The following is a 15,580-nucleotide window of genomic DNA, read 5'->3' on the forward strand; positions in this document are numbered from 1 at the left end:
TCCGCTGAAAAAATCGGTTGTAAGAGAGGGGAGAGACGATGAGTAGAGAGGGTACCGCGAATATCGTATGGCATCCGACGACAGTAACCAAGCAGGACCGTCAGAAGCGTGCGGGACACAAAAGCTGTGTCTTATGGTTTACAGGGCTGTCTGGTGCCGGCAAATCGACGTTGGCGAACGCAGTCGAACATGAGCTCCATCAAAGAGGGCTAGCCAGCTACGTACTGGATGGTGACAATATACGTTACGGCTTAAACCGGGGATTGGGGTTTGGGGCAGAGGACAGACGGGAAAATATTCGCCGAATTGGCGAGGTCGCGAAGCTGTTCGTAGATGCAGGCGTGATTACCTTGACCGCGTTTATCTCTCCGTATCGGGAAGACCGGGAGCTTGCGCGCAATCTGGTAGAGGCAGGAGAATTCGTCGAGGTATACGTAAAATGTTCATTGGAAGAGTGCGAGCGCCGGGATGTCAAGGGACTATACGAAAAAGCAAGAAGTGGGGAAATTGGTCAGTTTACGGGGATATCAGCACCGTATGAAGAACCTGTTCAAGCGGAGTTGGTTATTGAGAGCGACAAGCAGACGATTGAAGAAGCTGTCCAAATTGTCCTTACATACCTGGAAAAGCACAAGATTCTTTAGTTGTATGGATAGGGAAAAGCACGACGCGAGAGGCGCCGTGCTTTCTTCGTGAGGAAAAATATTACTTCGTAGTGGTCGCTGCTTCTTCAGCTTCCATATCCTCAGCCAATTCTTCCATCCATTTTTGTTCATCAACCATGCTTTGAGCGATTGGACGAACAAAGCCTTTGTCGCTAAAGCTGTTGATTGCTTTTTCATCTTTTACCAGCTGTTCTACAGTCAGACCCGCATCTTTTGCTGGCGCACTGAACTTGGTTGCTTTTCCGAAGTTGTATGCATATTGATCAGCAGCCAGACCAATTGTTACAGCTTGCTTCATTTCAGGAGCTTGGAAAGTTACGCTCAGATCGCTTGTTTGTTTCACAGGCATTTTGTTGCTGTCGATGTAGAAGTCGAGGTTCCAAGCGAGCTTGTGGAAGCCTTCTTTTTTCATTTCTTCTACGATTTTTTCAGGTGTGTATTCTTTACCTGTTTCATCCAACCATTTTTTCGCTTCAGCCATGCCTTCGTTTACCATTGCTTCCGCATTTGCGCGCTTCTCAGCTTCTGTGGTTTTCTTGCCCAGTTCCGGATACAGATCTTCTGTCATGGAAGTGGTCAGTACCATCATATCGATCGCGAAATCTTTTACTTCTTTGCTAGCTACTGCATCGTTAGCTGTGAAGAAGAACATTTTTACCAATTCTTTTGCGTCGATTTTTACAGTTACATGAGTTGCTTCTACTTTTTCACCGTTCGGCAATGTAACGGATTGTTTGCCATGGTTTTTCGCGTCTGCCAATGTATAGCCGTATTTACTTACATACTTTTTCACAAAGTTAAAAGTAAGGTCGTTCATTTTGTCTTGGTATTCTTTCAGCTTCGCAGCGTTAGCAGCATCGGAGCCGCCAAACTCAGCCATGAAAGGATTGGATGCGTTCGAATCGATTACCAAGTATTTGCTGTCCAGCGGAGACTTCACGTATACTTTATCCTCGTCAATGATCGTTTCAACGGATGCTTTTTTGTCACCTGTCCAGAGCTTGTTGTCGCGCAGGAGCTTGTCGTCTTTTACTTCCACTTCAAACTTCATAGTGTCCAGATCCAGCTGGGAGCCTTTTACTGTTACACCTGCTTTCAAAGCAGACAACAACGCCTGGCCTTCTTTGTCAGCTGGTTCTCCGAATGCTTCAGGCAATTTCTCAACGTCGCCTGTCAGCTTCAAGGTGCCTTCAAAATCATAGTTTGGCTTGTCAATTGTCGCTACGATAGAATCACGCACCAAGGATGCCTCGCCTGCACAACCGGTCAGCAGTACCGTACCTGCTACCAGAAGAGCGCTACCTTTTTTCCACATGATGTGTTCCTCCCCTATGTATATTATTTTTTATTCCCCCTTTCTTCTACGCACAGATAGTGAAAAGGTTTCGCAAAAACGGAAAAAAATCACAATCCAGCTAATTCTGCCTCATTTTCGTGGTAAAATGAAGGGGAGAAGATGGTTAGTGAAGAAAGGGCGTTGCAACATGTGGTCGTGGCTTCAAAAGCTGATGAACTTTTTTCAGGGAGAAAGAGAAGAAGAAATAGAGGAAGAAGGCCGTCCGGCAGGTACCAGTAACCCAGCAGGTAATCCCGCTCCCCGTCAGCCTCAGCCTCAGGCGAGAACAAAAAGCATATACCCAAAAGAACGGGTAGACACTCGAGATATAGAAGACAATGTGCGTCAAAGAAGAGAGCGTCAATTTCGTTTTCCAGTTGTCCCGGATGACTATTTGGAGAAGAAGCGCAATCGTAGCGAGAATCCTGCCGAATCGAATGAACGCAGTCGCCAGCAGGCACCTCGTGAGCGATTCGAGCCCAAACGTGAAACGATGCGGCCACCAAATGATCGCGTGATGGAAACAAAGACTGAGCCCGTTTTCGAGAAGAAGAAGCCTGAGCTTGTCAAAAACAACATCGAGATACCGCAGCGTCCAATCCGTACGCCGCAAAAAGAAGCGGAAAAAGTAACGAGACCCGTTTTTTCTACGGAAGAAAAGCGTGCCTACCAGCCGTCTGAAATTGTCTCTCCTGTTTATGGGAAGATTACTCCGGCGACGCGCGAGGCGGAACATCGCATCCATACAACTGCGGGAATCATTTACCCGCGTTTGGAGCAAGAAGAGCATTTGCAGCAGATGAAGCAGTGGGAACAAGAGATAAGCGAGCGGTATTTTCCAGAGGAGCAAGAGTCTGCTTCTTTTGAGCAAAATGAACCGAAGCATGATTCTGTACATAACGAGGGAGAAAATGCTGCTGCAAAGACGGCTGTGACCGAAGCTCTTGATTCAGAACGTGAGGTTGCTGCTTCCGTACAATTGGAGGAGAAGGTGGCAGAAGAAGCAGAAGAAATGCTGCTGGATGCGGAGTTGCAACCTACAAATAAGCAAGATTCTGATCCTGATGCATTCGAGACAAAAGTCGAAGAGACTGTAGCTGAAGTGCATGAGGAAGAAGAGGCACAAATAGAAGTAAGCGAACTTGCAGAATCAATGGCGACTGTAAATTCCGAAGAGAAGGAAGCTGCGTTTATTGGGCAACCAGAACCTACAGTCTACGCTCAAACGATGGAAGAGCGCCAAGCACTTGAAGAAGCCGAGCATAGACTGATTACTACACGTAGTGCGGTAGTGCAGGTGGAGAACGAGAATGATGACGTCGAAGAGCCTGCCTATGCAGATGCAATTAGCCGTTTGCTAGAGAGAGCAGAAGTAGATTCACCACAGGAGCTCAGCTCAGCAGGAGTGAGTTCGGATTCCGAAGATACGCCAGAACAAACCGAGCAAATAGAACCAACTGAGCCAACTGAGCCCGAATCCATTGCTCAACCAATCGTGGAATCAGTTGTGGAACCGATTGTGGAACCGATTGTAGAACCGATTGTAGAACCGATTGTAGAACCAGTTGAAGAAGCGGTTGCAGAAACCGTACCAGAAACCGTACCAGAAACCGTACCAGAAACCGTACCAATCCCTGCTTCATCCGCTGCACAGCCCGTGAACATGTCTCAGGCATCCATGGCGATTCAGCCTGCGTCAGCTCCGGTAAAAGACCCGTCCAATGAAGCGGACCAAGGAGCAGAATCAGCACAGCCGCCATACGCCTTGCCGGATTTGGGACTGCTGAATCCGAGCCCGCCGGTCAGCGATGACGACGATGAGCATACCCAAATTCAAAAGCTGTTATTGGAAGAGACGCTCGCGAATTTCAATGTCAGCGCTCAGGTCGTAGGAATTGTAAAAGGCCCATCCGTGACACGCTTTGAGCTGCAACCGGCTCCCGGCGTAAAAGTGAACAAGATTACGGGATTGATCGACGATATCAAGCTGAATTTGGCTGCCAAAGATATTCGCATCGAGGCACCGATTCCAGGACGCAATGCCATCGGAATCGAAGTCCCGAATATGTCCAGCCAGCCTGTATTAATCGAGAAGATCATCAGCTCAGACAAGTTTCAGGAGCATTCATCTCCGCTGGCGATCGCACTCGGTATGGACATTGGCGGAGAGCCGATTATTGCGGATATTAAAAAGATGCCGCACGGTTTGATTGCCGGCTCGACAGGCTCGGGTAAAAGCGTCTGCATCAACTCGATCATCGTCAGTCTGCTGTACAAGGCGACTCCTGAGCAGGTGCGATTGCTTTTGATCGACCCGAAAATGGTGGAGCTCGCGCCATACAATCATTTGCCGCATCTGATTACACCTGTCGTCACCGAGGCCAAGCAGGCAACGGCTTCTCTTAAGTGGGCCGTGGAAGAAATGGAGAAGCGCTATGCGCTATTCGTAGATGCGGGTGTTCGCGATATTGACCGCTACAATCAGACGACAGATGATCAACTGCCTTATATTGTGATCGTCATTGATGAGTTGGCAGACCTGATGATGGTCTCCCCACAGGATGTCGAGGATTGCATTATCCGCATCGCTCAGAAGGCACGTGCTTGCGGTATTCATTTGCTTTTGGCGACACAGCGCCCATCCGTAGATGTCATTACCGGAAACATCAAGGCAAACGTACCGACTCGTCTAGCTTTTGCCGTGTTCTCCCAAGTGGACTCGCGTACGATTCTCGATCAATCTGGGGCAGAACGACTGTTGGGTAGAGGGGACATGCTATTCCTTGAGAGCGGCACGACTCCCGTTCGTCTGCAAGGGAACTTCGTCTCGGATGACGAGATCGAGCGAATCACGCACATGATCAAAAAGCAAAGAAAGCCTGCGTACATTTTCAGCAAAGAAGATTTGGAGCAGCAGGTTGCATCGTTTGACAGCGGAGATGATCCGTTGTATCTGGAAGCACTCGTGTTCGTGGCTGAGCAGGGTCAAGCATCTGCATCTGGATTGCAACGCCGTTTCCGCGTCGGATATAACCGTGCTGCCCGTCTCATCGAAATGATGGAGGCAGATGGGTACGTCGCAGGCCAAAGCGGCGGTAAGGCTCGCGCTGTCCTTATTTCCAAGGAGGACGCACAAGCCGTAGTGGAGGGATCGTCCCTCCTGTAAAAAACGAGGGTCTTGCAAGAGCAAGGCCCTTTCTAAACGGACGAGTTGCCTAAATATTCAGTAAGGTAGTATCCTATAAGATAGATGTGAGATGGAAAGGATCGATGACGATGAATCCGCTGGCGAAAAAGTATCAGGAAATTGACGACAAAATGGTCTTGTTCAATGAAGAGTATTATTTGAGCGTGGAAAAAATCGACATTGCCGCAATGACGCTGGAAAAAAGGGAGTCGCTCTTTAACCAGCTGTACGATTTCGACAGTTCGGACATGGAACTGGAAATCGATGTATCCGAGGAAGAAAAGGGCGTATGGTACCTGCAATTGCTCGTACCGCATGTATTGACACTGCCTGAGGCTGCCAAAAGACGCATCGAAAATGGGGTCAATCAACTCACCCAGCATTTGAGTGAGCGGGCAAATGAGCTAGTGAGAACGCAATTGCTTGGGGAAGAAATTTATACCTATGTGAAACGGTACAATCCGGATTTGGAGCGTATTGCCTAATAACAAACATCCATCTATCCCACAACGAGGGGCCAGATGGATGTTTTTCATTCCCCTTAGCTTTTGGCCGTTTTGGTCACTAGCCAGGTGCAGGCTGTTTTATTTGTCGTAGTGGCAATCCATTCACATGGTTGATTGTTTACAGGAGTGATCAAGCGCAGTGTATCGCCTTTGATACCGCCGTATTTGACGGAGGCGCTGGGGGCTGTTGCGACATACACAACACGTTCGTTGATGGAAACAGTTGGGATAAAGGAAGAGTTTTCGGATTTGTAGCCGCTAGTGAGGGAAACAGGAACAGGGAGGTTTTTCATGGAGAGGGTTATTTTATCCGAAGTCTTGTGATAAAACATTTTTCCGGTAACCTGGGTGAAGTCGCCACCATCCACGGTGACTACCAATGGGTACGTTCCGGTGCCGTAGAGCATGATCGCGTGGTCAGAGCCGGAATAACGGTTGTTTATGAGAGAGACGTTTCCGCAGCGGTTCAACGAAATGTTTTGGGTCAGCCGAGGGTCAAATGAACAGTTTCTCACGGTAACCTGTCTCTCGGCGAGCACATCCCATGGCTCCAAGCTCAATGCGTAGCCGCCGATGGAAGTCGCTGTATCATTGGCCTCGAAGCTACAGCCATCGAATACAAGTCCTACATCCGAATAATCCACGGTCAGACCTGTACCTACTGTCTTCGTACTTCCTTGTGCGGTTGTATGCAATACCCAGCGACAATTACTGAACGTCATGTTTTTCATAAAGTTCACCCGATTTTTCTCGTTGGGTGCGGTATAAAAAACGGATGAGCTGATACAGCCTGTCATGCCGGTGAGACTGAAGCTGGCGAGGGAAACAAGCTGACTACCTTGCACGACCATCGGGGAGGACAGATCTCCCTCCAAGTCGAGCTGTTGACGGCAAGTGATATTACTCAGGTTTACAAACATGGGTGTGGCTCCGTCGTACCCTTGATTGAGCTCGACCTCAAAACGATCGCACGCTACATTCGTTGCATTCAGACGTTCTAGGCCACCCGTCACCGTAATGTCTGAGCGTGTACGCTTGCGGTTGTCGCTGTAAAAATCGGTAATTTGCACAGAGCGGACATAGCAGTTCGTTTCCCCGGCAAAGTAAAAATGGTCGGCGACTCCATCCGTACACCATACATGTTGTAGCGCTACGTAATTAATATAGCTGCTAGGACCCCCACCACGAATGTAAAAATCAGCGCTATGCTCGTAATCGTAAGGATCAGGTGGCAGCGGATTTGCTCTTGCATTGGAATCAATCTTCAGATTGGAGACCACAAAAGAATCAGCATCCCCACCCGAGGACGTAATCGAGAAAAGCCAGCGCCAATCTGCGGCAGATGAATCGGCTTTCCTTTTTAAGACGGAAAAAGGACCGATTCCCTGCATCACTAGGCTTTTTCCTGCTCCTAGGATGACCTCCAGTCTGTTGGGTTCAATGACATAGGTACCAGCAGGGAAAAATAATGGAATTTGCAGGTTCAGCGCAGCAGTCAAGGCAGCCTGGATTGCTTGGGTATCGTCGGTCACTCCATCCCCCTTTGCTCCGTGTGTTTTTACATCAATCCACATAAAAGCATTCTCCTCCATAAAATTGGTAGACAAGATTGTCTTCTTTTCATTTCATTCAACCATTTCTCAAATGTTGACAACCATTTAGTAAAAAGGGCATGACTACATAAAAATGTGTTTCATAAACTTTGGGCAACCACTGGCATATTTGTCCTAGAACCTCCGTATGAATAAGCAAAGAGGTGGATAGTATGTCGATTTTGGTGACAGGTGCAGCTGGATTTATCGGTTTTCATGTAGCGCGACAGCTTTTGGAACAAGGACAGATGGTGTGGGGGGTAGATAATTGCAATGAGTATTACGACCCGGTCTTGAAGAGCAAACGACTGGAACTCCTCCAAGCGTACCCATCCTTTCGTTTTATCAAAGCGGATATTGCAGATCAGAGCAAAATGGACGAGTTGTTCCGAGAAATGAAGCCGGAGCTTGTCATTCACTTGGCCGCTCAAGCGGGCGTTAGGTACAGTCTGGAAAACCCCCATGCCTATACGACTTCCAATATCACCGGGTTTCTGCACATTTTGGAAGGCTGCCGGCGGTCGAGAGTCAAGCATTTGCTCTACGCATCCTCAAGCTCCGTCTACGGAGGGAATACAAAGCTGCCATTTGCGGAGTACGATCCCGTAGATGAGCCGGTCAGCTTGTATGCAGCAACGAAAAAAGCCAATGAACTGATGGCCTATACCTACAGTCATTTATACGGCTTGCCCGCGACTGGACTTCGCTTCTTTACGGTATATGGGCCGTGGGGCCGACCCGATATGGCGCTATATACGTTTACCAAGGCGATTTTGTCGGGAGAGCCTGTCCGCATTTTCAACTACGGAAAAATGACGAGGGACTTCACGTATGTGGACGATATCGTCGAAGGGATGCTGCGACTGATGAATCGAATTCCCCAAAGGGAGGGGGGGAAAGCGCCGCATGCGGTCTTTAACATTGGGAATCACCAGCCGATCGATTTACTTACGTTTCTCTCGATTCTGGAAGAGAAGCTGGGGAAAAAGGCTGTTCGCGACTATTTGCCCATCCAGCCGGGGGATGTTCCTGCTACCTATGCGTCAGTAGAAGCTTTATATGAGGCGACAGGCTTTCGCCCAAAAACACCAGTCGATGTGGGGATATCTCGCTTTGTAGACTGGTACGTCAGCTATTATGGTGTCGCTCATGCGTAAAAAAGTGGGAGTAGTAGGTCTTGGATATGTAGGACTGCCTGTCGCGATTGCTTTTGGCCAAGTGCTTCCAGTGGTTGGTTTTGACATAGACAAAAGACGCATACGCAGTCTGGAGAGCGGAATGGACGAAACCGGGGAGATGTCGACAGAAGAACTGATGCGAGCCAACATCACATACACAGATGACCCCGCAAGTCTAGCGGCGTGTGATTTTATTATCATAACGGTACCCACTCCTGTCGATTCTGCGAAACGGCCCGATATGCGGGCACTCATTCTCGCGTCTGAAATCGTTGGGCAACATCTGACTACAGGGACCATCGTCGTCTATGAATCGACAGTCTATCCAGGGGCAACAGAAGAGATTTGTATTCCTGTACTGGAACAAGCGTCTGGAAAGCTGGCGGGGATTGATTTTTATGTCGGCTACTCACCTGAACGAATTAATCCGGGGGATCGGGAACGTAGATTGTCGCAGATTGTCAAGGTCGTTTCAGGGCAGGATCGCCAGACGTGTGAAACGATTGCCGAGATGTATGGGCTGATTGTAGAGGCAGGTATTCACAAAGCGCCCTCGATTCAGGTGGCTGAGGCAGCCAAGGTGATTGAGAATACGCAACGAGACATCAACATCGCCTTAATCAATGAGCTCTCGATTATTTTTGATCGCTTGGGCATTTCTACGGCAGATGTGCTGCAAGCCGCTCGGACTAAATGGAATTTCCTTTCATTTTCTCCCGGACTCGTCGGTGGTCATTGTATTGGCGTCGATCCGTACTATTTGACATACAAGGCGGAGAGTGTTGGTTATCATCCGCAGGTCATACTGGCTGGACGACGCATCAACGACGGAATGGGCAAGTTCGTCGCGACCTCACTCGTGAAACAAATGATCTGGCAAAATATTGCGATTCAAGGCTCGCGGATCACGATTATGGGCATCACCTTTAAAGAAAACGTGTCGGACATTCGCAATAGTCGGGTCATCGACATTGTCCAGGAACTGAAGGAGTTCGGAGTAGAGGTCCAAGTGACAGATGAATTGGCTTGTCCAGAGCGGACGAAAGAGGAATACGGCATTCAATTGCGAGAGTGGGAAGATCTGCAGCCTGCCCACGGAATTGTATTGGCCGTACCTCATGAGCGATATCTGCACCTGGGATGGGAGGAGCTTGCCGGGCTCTTGTATCAGGGGCAAGGTGTCATCGCGGACGTGAAAAGCGTGCTCAATCGCGAAACATGCCCGGCAGAAATTAGCCTGTGGCGTTTATGATGACCATTCTTTGAATAACGATCACCTGGAGCGGATGAATATGAGCTACCGGAAGAGAAGGTTCTGGTTAAGCTTATCGGACGCAGGAATTATCAGCTTGGCTGTCTGGTTGGCCTGCCTGGTTCGATTTGATTTTTCTTTCACAGAAATAAGCGAATATCAACCTATGTATTTGATGATGGGCCACGTACTGTTCGTCGTGACAGGCATGCACTTTGCTCAACTCTATCGACCTGTTTTTCGCTATGTCAGTGTTCGCGAACTGGTCTCGATCATTTTTGCCACGAGCTTTTCCGTTTTCGCGCTCTATTTGGTACTAAAAATGACGTATCTGCTTGGTTGGTCCATCCGATTTCCCACCTCACTTTTTCTGATGACGCTAGCCTTTGTGTTGCTCGGCATCACAGGCTCCCGGTTCGTATGGAAGTGGTGGAATGAAGAGCGGGAGAAAAGAACGCAGGATCGCAGGCGCACATTAATTATCGGGGCAGGCAACGCAGGTGTGCTCGTAGCCAGAGAGATGAAAACCTCGCCTTTGTCGGAGCTGCGTCCAGTGGCCTTTATCGATGATGAACCCAGCAAACAAAATCTGCGCGTGTACGGCTTGCCGGTCGTAGGGAATCGGGCTGATATCGCCCGTGTCGTGCAACGACTTTCCGTATCAGACATTGTGATTGCCATGCCATCCGCTTCCCGGCAGACGATTAAGGAGATTTTCGACATTTGCAAAACGACGAGAGCGAGTGTCAAAATTTTGCCGCACGTAGCAGACATCATCAGCGGAAAAATCACAATGAACATGATTCGGGATGTAGCGTTGGAGGATTTATTGGGAAGGGAGCCTGTACAAGTCAATCTGGAAGAGATTACGGGGTACTTGCGGCAGCAAGTCGTACTCGTGACAGGAGCGGGGGGCTCGATTGGATCCGAGCTTTGCAGACAAATAGCTAGATTTGGCCCAAGGAAACTTCTTCTCTTGGGGAATGAAGAGAACGGGATTTTTGAAATGAGCCTGGAGCTCTCGCGTTTGTTTCCTGAGCAGGAGACGGTCAGCTTGATTGCGGATATTCGTGACAGACAAAGAATTGCTTCGATTATGCAGGAGTATCGTCCGGCCGTTGTTTTTCATGCGGCAGCCCACAAGCATGTGCCATTAATGGAGAACAACCCGTGTGAGGCATTAAAAAATAACATTCTGGGTACGAAAAACGTGGCTGAATGCGCGCTGGAAACCAGCGTCTCTCATTTCATCCTGATCTCGACGGACAAGGCAGTGAATCCAACCAGTGTGATGGGTGCCACGAAAAGGATCGCTGAGCTTCTGATCCAGGGTTATAACCATTTCGGACTTACCCGGTTTGCGGCTGTTCGCTTTGGAAATGTCCTGGGGAGCAGGGGGAGTGTCGTTCCTGTTTTTCTCAATCAAATCCGGGCAGGTGGACCGATTACCATTACACATCCCGATATGGAGAGATTTTTCATGACCATTCCTGAGGCTGCCCAGCTCGTCATCCAGGCGGGAGCACTCGCTCAGGGAGGGGAAATATTCATTCTCGATATGGGGAAACCGGTCAAAATTGTCGACATGGCCCTCGATCTGATTCGCTTGGCAGGCTTGGAGCCCGGGAAGGATATTCCGATCGTATTCACGGGAATTCGTTCGGGTGAGAAGCTGTACGAAGAAATTTTGACGGCGGAAGAAGGCCTGTCATCTACTTGCCATAATCGCATCTTCATTGGGAAGCCGCTCGATTTTTCATGGAATGAGCTCTTGGCAGGGATCGCCCAGTTGGAGCAAATCGCAGAAAAGGGATCGACGATGGAGGACAAACAATCCATTATCGAGATTTTGCAAGGGATCGTTCCAGGCTATCAATCCGCTTCTTACGTGAAGGAAGAGTCTACGCCAGTCCCTTATCCAGTGGCGATCGGATGAGCGCCAGCAAATGGAAGGAAAAGATCGCCACGATCAAGTGGAAGCGGCTGCTCGTGTGGGGAGGATTGTTTTGCCTCATCAGCCTGAGTGGTTATAGTGTGTACGTCTATCTGGCGTTAAAAGAAACGGCCAGCAAAATGTACCTCCCTATCCGCACGCAGAAATCTGTCGAGATACCTGTAGCGACTGAACCAGCATCTGTGAGACAAACGCCGACCATGAATTCCCAAGAAGCAACGACACCGCCTGCGGTTGAAGTGGAGAACCCCGCTATCTTACCCAAAGAACCGATCACCCTACTGCTTCTAGGCGTTGATGAACGAGAGAATGACAAGGGGCGCTCTGATGTCATCCTCGTACTCTCCGTCAACCCGAAAACGAAATCTGCGTTGCTCATCAGCATACCGCGTGATACGCGAACCGCTATCGCTCACAAAGGTACCCAGGATAAGATCAATCACGCCTATGCATTCGGCGGAGTGCAGCAGGCAGTAGACACCGTCGAGCAGTTTCTCCAATTTCCCATTGATTACGTGGTGACCGCGAATATGGAAGGATTCGCAGGTGTGATCGATGCGCTGGGTGGAGTGGAGGTCAACAACAAGCTTGCCTTTACTTATGCCGATTACACCTTTCCGGTCGGTCCCATCCAGTTAGACGGGAAGCAAGCCTTGGTCTACGCTCGCATGCGCTACGAAGATCCGAGAGGCGACCTCGGACGCAACGAAAGACAGCAGGAAATCATCAAGGCATTGCTGGACAAAGGGGTAACTCTTGCAGCGCCTACCCGATTGAATGATGTCCTTGCGACGATGGAGAAATACGTGAAAACGAACATGACCTTTGATGTGATGAAACAGCTTGCCTTAAGCTACAGCACGGCAGTTACCTCCGTCGAGACGATTCGTTTGGAAGGAAAGGGTCAAGTGATCAATGGAATCTACTACTATATCGTCAGCCCGCAAGAGCGTGAGAGGTTGACTGAGAGTCTTTCAACTTTTCAAAAACAAATCGAACCTCCCGTACAACTGCCGAAAGAAGGAAATGACAGCATGGCGGGGCAAAGGGGGAAGCAGGATGAATGAGGAGCTTAATCTTCGTGAAATACTCCTGATGCTGTTGAAGCGCTGGAAGCTGATCCTTTTGATTACCTCTTTATGCACTATCGGAACAGCGCTCGTGAGCTTCTATTTACTGACACCGATTTATCAGGCTAAGACGGAAATATTAGTAAATCGCTCGCTGGATTCAACCGTAGAGAGCGTGCTATCCGTCGCGGAAATTGATTCCAATCTGAAATTGATTGAGACCTATCGCGTGATTATTGAAAGTCCGCGGGTGATGGAACGCGTGCTCGAAGTGATCGGGGCAGGCGCTACGATGGAGGATCTGCTGCTGCATACGAAGGTAGAGCCCGTCAAGGACTCGCAGGTCATTTCCATTACGGTAGAGGACCCGGATCAGGGCAGAGCTGTGCTTATCGCCAATACAATCGCAAAGACCTTTCAGGAAGAAGTCGTCAAAATGCTCAGCATGAATAACGTGCATATTTTGGCGGAAGCCCGAAACAATCCGGCGGCCATTCCCGTGAGCCCAAAACCGATCCTCAATTCAGTGATCGCCTTTGTCCTCGGGTTGGCAACATCTATCGTCGTCGTCTTCTTGCTTGTGCAGATGGATACCCGCCTTCAATCGGAAAAAGAAGTGGAGGAGTATCTAGGCTTACCTGTACTGGCAACCATTGCGGTGATCGACAAAAAAACACGGAAGGCATTTCGCCAGCCCAAGGTGGAGGAAGTGAGGAATGAGTATGAGAAGGCAGAAGCCTGATGATCGTTACCAAAAGCTGATCGCCCATTGGGAGCCGCTGTCTCCGCTGGTAGAGGGCTACCGTACTCTTCGCTTAAACATTCAGTTTTCCATGGGCGACAAGCTGATGCAAACGATTTTAGTCACCAGTCCAGGGGCTTCTGAGGGGAAAACGATCACCGCTGCCAACCTGTCCTTGATGATGGCAAAGGATCACAAGAAAACGGTGCTGCTTGATTTTGACTTGCGCAATCCGCGCGTACATTTCACCTTTGACATGCCCAATCTGTACGGGATCAGTTCATATTTTTCGGATATGTGCGAGATAGCCGATATTATTCAACCATCTGGTGTGTCAGAGCTGTCAATCATTACGGCAGGGCCGATCCCGCATAATCCGGCGGAAATGCTCGGGACGCCACGGCTCCTGGAATTGATGGCATATCTGCGTCACAACTTTGATTTTGTGATTGTCGACAGTCCGCCCTTGATCGTAAGTGACGCAATGGTGCTGGCGAGAGAAATGGACGGCTGTGTCATGGTGGTGGATGCAAGCAAGACGAAGCGGGATTCTGCTGTCAAGGCGGTAGAGCAGTTAAAAGCGGCAGGAGCCAATCTGCTCGGTGTTGTTCTCAACAACAAAAAGGTAGGGAAGAGAGAAGGCTACTACGGATATGGGTACAACGCATAGCAGAAAGCGGGGCGTTTGTAGGCATGCATGCCCTCAAATTAGCTTGGCAACGACAATGGAGCCGTCTCAATAAAGATCGCGATGTTCACGAAGTGATTCGCGGCTCGGCCTTTACGTTTTTGTTTCGGCTCCTCGGCTTCGTACTGCTCTATCTCTTGCAGTTCTACATTGCCAGAGAGTATGGAGCCGAGAGCCTGGGCATCTATTCACTCACGATCACCTTGATGAACATCGGAATGGTGCTGGCCGTTTTGGGGACGGATACAGCCATCATCCGCTTTCTCTCGGAATTTCGTGCGAAAGGCTCACTTTATCAGATTTCTCAAGTATTCAACAAAGTAGTACTGTGGGCGACGCTGATTTCGATTGTGCTTGGGGCACTTTTGCATGTGTTCTCAGAGCAGGTGTCCGACTACGTATTTGCAGGGGAGCTGCCAGCAGAGGCACTGCGAGTCGTCGCGTGGATGCTTCCATTTGTGTCGCTCGGAAGGCTGTATGCATCTGCGTTTCGGGCACTGCATCGGGTTGTCCTCTCGATCACTGTCGATATCGTCGGTATGCGTTTTCTGCACTTGGCGTTTCTCTTCATCGCCATTCCTATTTTCGAACCCAGTACGATGCTCTTGATTCAACTGCTCGCAGCTGCTGTTATCTTGAATGCCGTATATGGGATGGGGCAGTGGTATGCGACGAGCCGAGGATTTCGTAGCGGTGCACAGCCGACTGCGGGAGAGCCTGGTGTTGGGTTGAGGAGAATTATGGCAGTCGCACTCCCGATGTATCTCAGTGCATCGATGGAATTGATTATGACGTGGACAGATATGATCATGCTGGGCATTTTTACGGATGCAAAAACCGTCGGAGTATACAGTGTGGTCATTCGTCTGGCAATGGTGACGGGCTTTGCGCTGATTTCCATCAATACGATCCTCTCTCCCAAGTTCTCTGAGCTGTACGCACGTAATGATATGGACGGCTTGAAAAAGATGATTTCGTTTGCCAATCGGCTCATTTTCTTCACCTCTGCTCCTCTCAATCTGCTGGTAGCGATATTCGCCGTTCCGTTGCTCACTTTTTTTGGCGAAGAGTTTGCGAGTGAGAGCTTCGTCCTTGTGATTTTGTGCATGGGGCAGTTTATCAATTTTTGCACAGGCAGTGTCATCCCCTTATTGACGATGACCGGGCATCAAAAAACGGCCCGCAATATTCTTGTCTGTTCAGCTGCACTAAACATAATCGGAAACGCTTGTCTCATTCCGCTGTATGGAATTATCGGGGCAGCCATTGCTACTTCAATCAGCCTGATCTGCCGAGATCTTTGTGCTTCGCATTGGGCATCCAAATATTTCGGCTTTCGTACGTGGTACATCCCGTTTTTGTCCGAAAAATATTCCGTCTCACTATCGGAGACGAGGTCATGAAGAAGGT

The 15,580-nt window shown here is 49.2% G+C and carries 12 protein-coding genes; 10 read left to right on the plus strand and 2 right to left on the minus strand.

Going from position 1 to position 15,580, the window contains the following annotated elements:
• The first annotated feature begins 38 nt into the window (after positions 1–38).
• A complete protein-coding gene (gene cysC, locus C7R94_RS27390; protein WP_106785747.1) occupies positions 39–644 on the plus strand; it encodes an adenylyl-sulfate kinase in 606 nt (201 codons plus the stop codon).
• Positions 645–705: 61 nt separating this feature from the next.
• On the opposite strand, the gene C7R94_RS27395 is transcribed toward cysC, so the two are convergent.
• The gene (locus C7R94_RS27395) at positions 706–1,980 is read right to left on the minus strand and encodes a hypothetical protein (RefSeq protein WP_106785770.1); all 1,275 of its coding nucleotides are present in this window, start codon (positions 1,978–1,980) and stop codon (positions 706–708) included.
• Here C7R94_RS27395 and C7R94_RS27400 point away from each other — a divergent pair.
• Positions 1,874–5,167: a DNA translocase FtsK gene (locus C7R94_RS27400; protein WP_106785748.1), complete on the plus strand. Its 3,294-nt coding sequence runs from the start codon at positions 1,874–1,876 to the stop codon at positions 5,165–5,167. The two genes, C7R94_RS27395 and C7R94_RS27400, sit on opposite strands and share 107 nt — an antisense overlap.
• Before the next feature lie 104 nt (positions 5,168–5,271).
• A complete protein-coding gene (locus C7R94_RS27405) occupies positions 5,272–5,673 on the plus strand; it encodes a hypothetical protein (RefSeq protein WP_233220685.1) in 402 nt (133 codons plus the stop codon).
• A 56-nt stretch (positions 5,674–5,729) separates the two neighbouring features.
• Here the strand turns inward: C7R94_RS27405 and C7R94_RS27410 are convergent, their stop codons facing one another.
• Entirely contained in the window at positions 5,730–7,268 is a 1,539-nt protein-coding gene (locus C7R94_RS27410; protein ID WP_106785749.1) for a glycosyl hydrolase family 28-related protein, read from the minus strand.
• Positions 7,269–7,459: 191 nt separating this feature from the next.
• Between C7R94_RS27410 and C7R94_RS27415 the strand changes: the two genes are divergently transcribed.
• From C7R94_RS27415 to C7R94_RS27445, 7 genes are read left to right on the plus strand one after another with little or no spacing between them, the layout of a single operon-like run.
• Complete coding sequence (locus tag C7R94_RS27415; protein WP_106785750.1) at positions 7,460–8,443, plus strand: NAD-dependent epimerase; 984 nt, start codon at positions 7,460–7,462, stop codon at positions 8,441–8,443.
• Positions 8,436–9,716, plus strand: coding sequence for a nucleotide sugar dehydrogenase (locus C7R94_RS27420; RefSeq protein ID WP_233220686.1), 1,281 nt, complete (start codon positions 8,436–8,438; stop codon positions 9,714–9,716). The genes C7R94_RS27415 and C7R94_RS27420 overlap by 8 nt, the downstream gene beginning before the upstream one ends.
• A gap of 40 nt (positions 9,717–9,756) precedes the next feature.
• Entirely contained in the window at positions 9,757–11,652 is a 1,896-nt protein-coding gene (locus C7R94_RS27425) for a polysaccharide biosynthesis protein (RefSeq protein ID WP_106785752.1), read from the plus strand.
• On the plus strand, positions 11,649–12,737 hold the full coding sequence (locus C7R94_RS27430; RefSeq protein ID WP_106785753.1) for an LCP family glycopolymer transferase: 1,089 nt from the start codon (positions 11,649–11,651) through the stop codon (positions 12,735–12,737). Before C7R94_RS27425 ends, C7R94_RS27430 begins: the two co-directional genes overlap by 4 nt.
• Complete coding sequence (locus C7R94_RS27435) at positions 12,730–13,482, plus strand: YveK family protein (protein WP_047071775.1); 753 nt, start codon at positions 12,730–12,732, stop codon at positions 13,480–13,482. The genes C7R94_RS27430 and C7R94_RS27435 overlap by 8 nt, the downstream gene beginning before the upstream one ends.
• The gene (locus tag C7R94_RS27440; protein WP_047071776.1) at positions 13,457–14,152 is read left to right on the plus strand and encodes a CpsD/CapB family tyrosine-protein kinase; all 696 of its coding nucleotides are present in this window, start codon (positions 13,457–13,459) and stop codon (positions 14,150–14,152) included. The genes C7R94_RS27435 and C7R94_RS27440 overlap by 26 nt, the downstream gene beginning before the upstream one ends.
• 23 nt (positions 14,153–14,175) lie before the next feature.
• Positions 14,176–15,573 carry a flippase gene (locus C7R94_RS27445; RefSeq protein WP_106785754.1) on the plus strand — a complete coding sequence of 466 codons (1,398 nt, stop codon included), beginning with the start codon at positions 14,176–14,178 and terminating at the stop codon, positions 15,571–15,573.
• Positions 15,574–15,580: the final 7 nt, after the last annotated feature.

The sequence above is a fragment of the Brevibacillus sp. NRRL NRS-603 genome, from assembly GCF_003013445.1.
Taxonomy (GTDB): Bacteria; Bacillota; Bacilli; order Brevibacillales; family Brevibacillaceae; genus Brevibacillus; species Brevibacillus formosus.

Coding starts and splice junctions, on each gene's coding strand:
- C7R94_RS27415 (WP_106785750.1), top strand. CDS start 7,460: ATGTCGATTTTGGTGACAGGTGCAGCTGGATTTATCGGTTTTCATGTA.
- C7R94_RS27395 (WP_106785770.1), bottom strand. CDS start 1,980: ATGTGGAAAAAAGGTAGCGCTCTTCTGGTAGCAGGTACGGTACTGCTG.
- C7R94_RS27430 (WP_106785753.1), top strand. CDS start 11,649: ATGAGCGCCAGCAAATGGAAGGAAAAGATCGCCACGATCAAGTGGAAG.
- C7R94_RS27405 (WP_233220685.1), top strand. CDS start 5,272: ATGACGATGAATCCGCTGGCGAAAAAGTATCAGGAAATTGACGACAAA.
- C7R94_RS27410 (WP_106785749.1), bottom strand. CDS start 7,268: ATGTGGATTGATGTAAAAACACACGGAGCAAAGGGGGATGGAGTGACC.
- C7R94_RS27425 (WP_106785752.1), top strand. CDS start 9,757: ATGAGCTACCGGAAGAGAAGGTTCTGGTTAAGCTTATCGGACGCAGGA.
- C7R94_RS27445 (WP_106785754.1), top strand. CDS start 14,176: ATGCATGCCCTCAAATTAGCTTGGCAACGACAATGGAGCCGTCTCAAT.
- C7R94_RS27435 (WP_047071775.1), top strand. CDS start 12,730: ATGAATGAGGAGCTTAATCTTCGTGAAATACTCCTGATGCTGTTGAAG.
- C7R94_RS27420 (WP_233220686.1), top strand. CDS start 8,436: ATGCGTAAAAAAGTGGGAGTAGTAGGTCTTGGATATGTAGGACTGCCT.
- C7R94_RS27440 (WP_047071776.1), top strand. CDS start 13,457: ATGAGTATGAGAAGGCAGAAGCCTGATGATCGTTACCAAAAGCTGATC.
- cysC (WP_106785747.1), top strand. CDS start 39: ATGAGTAGAGAGGGTACCGCGAATATCGTATGGCATCCGACGACAGTA.